General features: G+C 36.6%; 6 protein-coding genes. 1 reads left to right on the top strand and 5 read right to left on the bottom strand.

The window, feature by feature from the left end:
* Nucleotides 1-187 precede the first annotated feature (187 nt).
* Nucleotides 188-370 (bottom strand): hypothetical protein, encoded by a 183-nt coding sequence (locus LE180_RS05675; protein ID WP_374134489.1) that lies wholly within the window; start codon nucleotides 368-370, stop codon nucleotides 188-190.
* A 690-nt stretch (nucleotides 371-1060) separates the two neighbouring features.
* Here LE180_RS05675 and LE180_RS05670 point away from each other — a divergent pair.
* On the top strand, nucleotides 1061-1963 hold the full coding sequence (locus tag LE180_RS05670) for a hypothetical protein (RefSeq protein ID WP_374134488.1): 903 nt from the start codon (nucleotides 1061-1063) through the stop codon (nucleotides 1961-1963).
* 83 nt (nucleotides 1964-2046) lie between these two features.
* Here the strand turns inward: LE180_RS05670 and groL are convergent, their stop codons facing one another.
* The 4 genes from groL to LE180_RS05650 form a co-directional block, all read right to left on the bottom strand.
* Complete coding sequence (gene groL / locus LE180_RS05665; RefSeq protein WP_374134487.1) at nucleotides 2047-3675, bottom strand: chaperonin GroEL; 1629 nt, start codon at nucleotides 3673-3675, stop codon at nucleotides 2047-2049.
* A 73-nt stretch (nucleotides 3676-3748) separates the two neighbouring features.
* Nucleotides 3749-4033 (bottom strand): co-chaperone GroES, encoded by a 285-nt coding sequence (gene groES / locus LE180_RS05660; RefSeq protein WP_374134486.1) that lies wholly within the window; start codon nucleotides 4031-4033, stop codon nucleotides 3749-3751.
* Between the two features lie 1040 nt (nucleotides 4034-5073).
* Nucleotides 5074-6054 (bottom strand): N4-gp56 family major capsid protein, encoded by a 981-nt coding sequence (locus LE180_RS05655; protein WP_374134485.1) that lies wholly within the window; start codon nucleotides 6052-6054, stop codon nucleotides 5074-5076.
* Between the two features lie 256 nt (nucleotides 6055-6310).
* Nucleotides 6311-6581, bottom strand: a 271-nt coding sequence (locus tag LE180_RS05650) for a hypothetical protein (protein ID WP_374134484.1), incomplete at its 5' end; no start/stop codon positions are given.

Raw genomic sequence — 6581 nt, 5'->3', positions numbered from 1 at the left:
TTTTCTAACAGAAAATACAACAGTATCGTAGTCCCAAGCAAGTATATTCTCTTCAAATAACGGAGTTTCGAGTATCAAAATTGTGATACGCCTGACACAATTTTTGGAGCTTTAAATGGCTTATTTGAAGAGAATATACTTGCTTGGGACTACGATACTGTTGTATTTTCTGTTAGAAAACAGAACATTAAAAAAAGAAACTTACAAGCATACCTAAAACGTGCTCGCAAGTTTCTTTAGTCTGTCCCACCGACATCGTCAATATTCCTGCTCTAACGCTTTTAATGTTCTGTTTTCTAACAGAAAATACAACAGTATCGTAGTCCCAAGCAAGTATATTCTCTTCAAATAACGGAGTTTCGAGTATCAAAATTGTGATACGCCTGACACAATTTTTGGAGCTTTAAATGGCTTATTTTTAAGCGTAGATTATTTAATATTTTTTGCAATTTCTAAAGCATTCATTTCATCACTCCCCTCATCTCCATAATGCCAACAGCTATCAGCAACTACCGATTATGGTAACGCTTTTAGCGGTTTTGCCAAGTGCAGAATTGTAAGCAATTTGTAAGCAGAGAATGTTAAAACTTATTAAAGATTGTTAAGACTTGATAACTTTGAACCATCAATATTTCGATAAAAGCTACTAAAATTATTACCCCGTCAACAACTCAAAAACATCTATGAACGCTTTTATTAGCGCTTTAGCAGGACGATAAAAGAGCAGTTCGTTTATAGAAATGAAGATTGTTTGGCAAATAAGAAAATCAAAAGATGGTTTTTCTGATATAATACGCAAAGAGGACACAAGTCTTTAAATTACAAAACCTCACTTCATTATTCGCAACTACTTCACAATTTCCTAAAATGCGCATTATGTTGTGATGCTCTACATTACCTTGGTAAAGCTTATTTATATGCGCGCTTGATTATACCTTTTTCAGTGGGTTGATGTGAGTGTGGCGGGCAAAGCATGACGAGGTATGACGGAGACGAGGTACTGTAAAGTTGATACATCGATATCAAAATTACTTGATTTTATATTCAGAACGGAAAAACTGTGAAAGAAAAAGATTGTATAAAATTGTTGATGGAAGAAACAGGCTGCGAAAAATCCGAGGCAGAACTTGCGCTTTCTCTTTCTGACAACGATATTGAAAAAGCTATAACAACGATAGGTTTTCTTTTAAAATTTATAACAGTATTTAAAATAAAATTAATATTTTCTGCAGAAAATATTTATGGACTTATGCATATAGCCACGAATATGAAGACATCTGATATATTACGTTTCAGTATGACATTTTCTCACAATCCATCAATCTACGAAATATCCACAAATCTTGATTGGTTTTCTTTTGAAAAAGCAATTTTTGGAGCGCGACTAGATGTAGGCGCAATGGAAGATTATACGCAAAAAATTGAAGAAAAATTTAAATTATACACACAACAAGCATTTAAAGAAATAATTTCTATTTCATCCGACGAAGTATCGATAATAATTAAAACTTTCTTCCACCCTACCATAGTCGAAGTTGAAATTGCAAATGAAGAACTAAATCTTACACAATTTAAAAAACTACCAGACTACAATTCAAAACAAAACCCTATTTCTTTTACGGATTACGATTTAGGATTTGTAAAATTAGACGTTAAAATACTTGAGGACGAAAACGGCAAATTGGCAAAGAAAATTTCAGAAGGCGACATAGTGTTATCCATGATCACCGATGAAAGAGAGATATCGCATTACCTAGTACACTTGATTGGCGGAAAAGAAAACGGTAACATGATACCTATCCCGACCACGGTAAAAAAAGTATCTTATAAAAATGATGATTTTGAAATACATCTTCACTACGCTCCATCCATAGTGGGAGTTGCCAAAATTAAAAGCAATGTCAAGTTGAAGATTTTGGAAGCAAAAACACAATTGTGGTGGAAAAAAATTTTTCCATGGTGATACAGTGATGTTACACGACAAAACATTTGACGCAACTAAAAGAAGCCTCAGAATTATTCCGAGGCTTCTTTCTTTTGTTACTATTAATACTCAGGCATTGGAGGCATTCCCGCTCCCATAGAAGACTTTTGAGACTTCTCAGGAATGTCTGTTACTAATGCTTCTGTCGTAAGAATAAGACCTGCGATTGAAGCTGCATTTTCCAACGCTGTTCTTGTTACTTTTGCAGGATCGACAATACCGGCTTTTATCATATCAACATATTCGTTTGTATCCGCATTATAACCAAAAGTCGCATCTTTCGAATTCTTAACTTTGTCAACTACTACGGATGCCTCGATCCCTGCATTCTCAATTATCATTCTTATTGGCCCTTCAAGAGCTTTAAGAACAATTTCAATACCTGTCTTCTCATCAGCATCTACGGCTATAACTTTCTCCAAAACAGCTTGAGCCTTAAGAAGAGCCACTCCACCGCCTGCTACTACACCTTCTTCGACGCCTGCTCTTGTCGCATTTAAAGCATCTTCAACCTTAAATTTCTTTGTTTTCATTTCTGATTCAGTTGCCGCTCCCACATTTATAACTGCAACGCCACCAACCAATTTTGCAAGTCTTTCTTGAAGTTTTTCCTTATCATAATCCGATTTTGTATCTGCAATCTGCTTACGGATTTGAGATATTCTTGCTTCAATTTCTTTCTTATCGCCAAGACCTGAAACTATAGTTGTATTTTCTTTATCTACAACAACTCTCTTTGTTTGACCAAGAAGTTCAAGCGTAGCCTTATCAAGTTTCAATCCGGTTTCTTCTGTAATAACCGTGCCACCTGTAAGAACCGCTATATCTTGAAGCATTTCCTTTCTTCTATCGCCAAATCCTGGAGCTTTTACAGCTATAACTTTTAGGGTCCCGCGAATTTTGTTAAGAACCAAAGTTGCAAGAGCTTCGCCCTCTATATCTTCAGCAACAATTACAAAAGGTCTGCCGGTCTGTACAACTTTCTCAAGCAAAGGAAGAATATCCTGCATCGAGCTAATCTTCTTATCTGTAATTATTATGTAAGGGTCTTCTAAAATACCCTGCATTCTTTCTGTATCTGTTACAAAATAAGGCGAACTATATCCTCTATCAAACTGCATACCCTCTACAACGTCAAGAGTAGTTTCTGAAGATTTTCCCTCTTCAACAGTTATAACACCATCTTTCCCTACCTTCTCCATTGCGTCAGCAATTAAGTTACCAATTTCTTTGTCGTTTGCAGATATTGAAGCAATTTGGGCAATTTCTTCTTTATTTTTTACCTGTTTTGCAACTTTCTTCACTTCCTCAATGACAGAAGCAACTGCTTTCTCAATGCCTCTCTTTATATGATTTGCGTTTGCTCCGGCTGTTATATTCTTAAGACCCTCATTGATTAAGGACTGCGCCAAAACTGTGGCAGTTGTAGTTCCGTCTCCCGCTATATCGTTTGTTTTCGAAGCAACTTCTTTTACAAGCTGAGCGCCCATATTTTCAAAAGGATCTTCAAGCTCAATTTCTTTTGCAATTGTTACGCCATCATTTGTAACTATAGGAGAACCGAACTTTTTATCCAAAACAACATGTCTGCCTTTAGGTCCGAGAGTAACCTTTACTGCATTCGCAAGTTTATCAACACCGCTCTTCATAGCTTTACGAGCCTCATCATTATAAATCAACTGTTTTGCCATATTACTTTCTCCTTGTTCTTATATATTTCAGCCTTAGCTACTTAAATTTAACCATCTGCTCTCCAAAAACTAATTAACTAATGATTCCCAAAATATCATCTTGAGACATTATGAGGTACTCCACATCGTCAATTTTTACTTCTGTTCCGGAATACTTCCCAAAAAGAACTTTGTCGCCTGCCTTTACATCTAAAGCTATTACCTTACCATCATCAGTCTTTTTACCTGTTCCTACCGCAATAATCTCACCTTCCTGAGGTTTTTCTTTCGCGGTATCCGGAATAATGATTCCACCCTTCTTTACTTCTTTCGCCTCCGTAGGCTTAACTAAAAGCTTGTCACCTAATGGTCTAATCATTTAACTTCCTCCTTGTCTTTTTATGATTTTTACTGCTTACTTTGGCACTAACCTCCAACGACTGCTTATTATAAAAAATAAATTGTTCTTTGTCAATACTGTGCATCATACCACGTAGAATAACACCAAAACAGTTTGTCACTTAATGGTCTGATAATTTAACTTCCTCCTTGTCTTTTTATGATCCCTCCTGCTTATTTTAGCACTAACCTCTAACGACTGCTCATTATAAAAAATAAATTGTTTTTTGTCAATACTGCACATCATACCATGTAGAATAACACCGAAACAGCTTGTCACCTAATGGTCTGATAATTTAACTTCCTCCCTGTCCTTTTATGATTCTTACTGCTTATTTTAGCACTCACATCTAGCGATTGCTTATTATAAAAAATAAATTGTTTTTTGTCAATACTGCGCATCATACCATGTAGAATAACATCGAAACAGCTTGTCACCTAATGGTCTGATAATTTAACTTCCCCCCTGTCCTTTTATGATTCTTACTGCTTATTTTAGCACTCACATCTAACGACTGCTTATTATAAAAAATAAACTGCTTTTTGTCAATACTGCGCATCATACCATGTAGAATAACACCGAAACAGCTTGTCACCTAGCCGTCTCTCGCCAACTAGGAAGTATTTCACATTTTTTAGCTCTGTGATCAAGTTCAGTTTCTGTTGTCCGCGTTAATTTAATGTTGTTATACATGATATTTTTTATTTGTATGCAGTCAGTAAGAAGACTAAAAGCACTCCCAACATATACTAACCCACTAGTATTTGTCATACATAACGACGTACGACATATGTCCGCTTACGCCAAATTCATACGGTTTAACAGTTCTAGTGTGCTCCAACGTCCGACGTTACCACTGTCATCCGACGGCTCTTTAAGACATCGTCTTATTTCATCTAACATATCCAACATGTGCATATCATTACATCGTTTTTAAAATGCTGAGGGCAGAACGTAGGAGCAAACTGCCCTCAGCCGTATGCAATAGTTGCATACTTTTATACTATTTACTTAATTTATTAAGTAGTAGCACCGTCAGTAGTAGTACACGCTATATTTACGCCGAAATTAGCATTGAGTATTTTCGTTGTAAATATTATGTCCCACCATACTTCAGAACGCAACGGAAGAGGTTGCCATAATTGTTCCCATGTTTTAATGCAAATCTTCTTGCTATCATCCTCAAGCTCTGCAACATCATAAGCGTCTTGAGCGAGCAATGTGGCAAAATGGATTACGCCATTACCTGCTACGTCGAATGTACCTGCTTCATCCTCAGTATAAGCATTGCTCACTTCTACAAATCTGATGTTCCACATTTTCCCTATTTCACCATTATAGATATTCATCTTATCTTGGTACTGACTGACATTCATCCATGCCTTATCGTCCATAAAGTTATATCTCATATAAGGATCGATTATACATACATAACTGCCGTCTTGCATAGGCTTAGCAAGATTAAGTTGTAAATCTCTTAACGCTAATCTTAATGCTTTCGATGTCAATATGTTTTTATGAGCATTAGCAGTCGAATTCATACCGGTACATACAACAATTCTGAATTTTGTACCAACAGCAGGAACTGCAGGAAGAGCTGGCGAAATATCTACTACCCCGGTCGTAGCTGTATCCGTCTGTTGTTTAGCAGTTACAGTTATCCCATAAGAAGGGTCATCAGGCGACATGAATGTTATTTTCGCACCCGTCCAAGACACAGAACCTTTTAAACTATCATGCTGGAGTACTATCGTCGAATTAAGATTAGAATCACCCATAAACAAAGTTTTCTGATAAGTGTCGTTGTTATCAGCTCTTCTACGCAATAATCCGCCACCTACGACCTTTTTCGTCATAAGTTCAATTGATTTAGCCGCTTGCTCACCAGCGAGGTCAACCCTTGGCTTTACCACCGACTTAAACTCTTTCGTTTCCTCAACATGAGGAAATGCGACACTGCCATGGAATCCTTTCGAATCTGCGTCAATTTGTGGCAACATAACTTTCTCCAAAACAGCTTGAGCCTTAAGAAGATGTCTTCATGCGCCCGCCATAATTTTACTTCTTGCCATAAAGATTGCTGTATTAAGGTCTTTATGCGCCCTACTTTAGATTAGTCCATGTTTCTTTGCATATTTTTCAAGTTCTTCAACATTAGTAATCTGCTGCATTCTTGCATATATTTCTTCTTGCGAATGAGTAGAAGCTGGCTTTACAGAACTAGAAGGGAAACTAGACTTAGCTTTTAACTTATTCTTAGTAGCCCTTTCCGCCTCTAATTCTGTTTTGCACTTCCGCTCTTTTAGCTAGCCAAATATAATTTAACGACTTAATATTACTTACAGTCGGTTCTTCTTTAGCTATTTCTATAATCTCTTTAGCAACAGTTTCTCTTTCTTCAGGCGACATATCTTTTACAAGTTCCGCATATATCGTTGCTTGGCTATTTATAAACTCGGTTTGCTCTACCGAACTGTATTCAGGCACATTAACATTGCCCATAGATGTGTTTTCATAATTATCAGCT

This window comes from Candidatus Endomicrobiellum pyrsonymphae (genome assembly GCF_020328025.1).
In the GTDB taxonomy this organism is placed as follows: domain Bacteria; phylum Elusimicrobiota; class Endomicrobiia; order Endomicrobiales; family Endomicrobiaceae; genus Endomicrobiellum; species Endomicrobiellum pyrsonymphae.
Note: the sequence above shows the minus strand (reverse complement) of the source record. Positions and strands in the feature narration are given on the sequence as shown.

What these genes read in the sequence shown, in the direction of transcription:
- LE180_RS05655 (WP_374134485.1), bottom strand. Translation starts at nt 6,054, where the DNA reads ATGTTGCCACAAATTGACGCAGATTCGAAAGGATTCCATGGCAGTGTC.
- groES (WP_374134486.1), bottom strand. Translation starts at nt 4,033, where the DNA reads ATGATTAGACCATTAGGTGACAAGCTTTTAGTTAAGCCTACGGAGGCG.
- groL (WP_374134487.1), bottom strand. Translation starts at nt 3,675, where the DNA reads ATGGCAAAACAGTTGATTTATAATGATGAGGCTCGTAAAGCTATGAAG.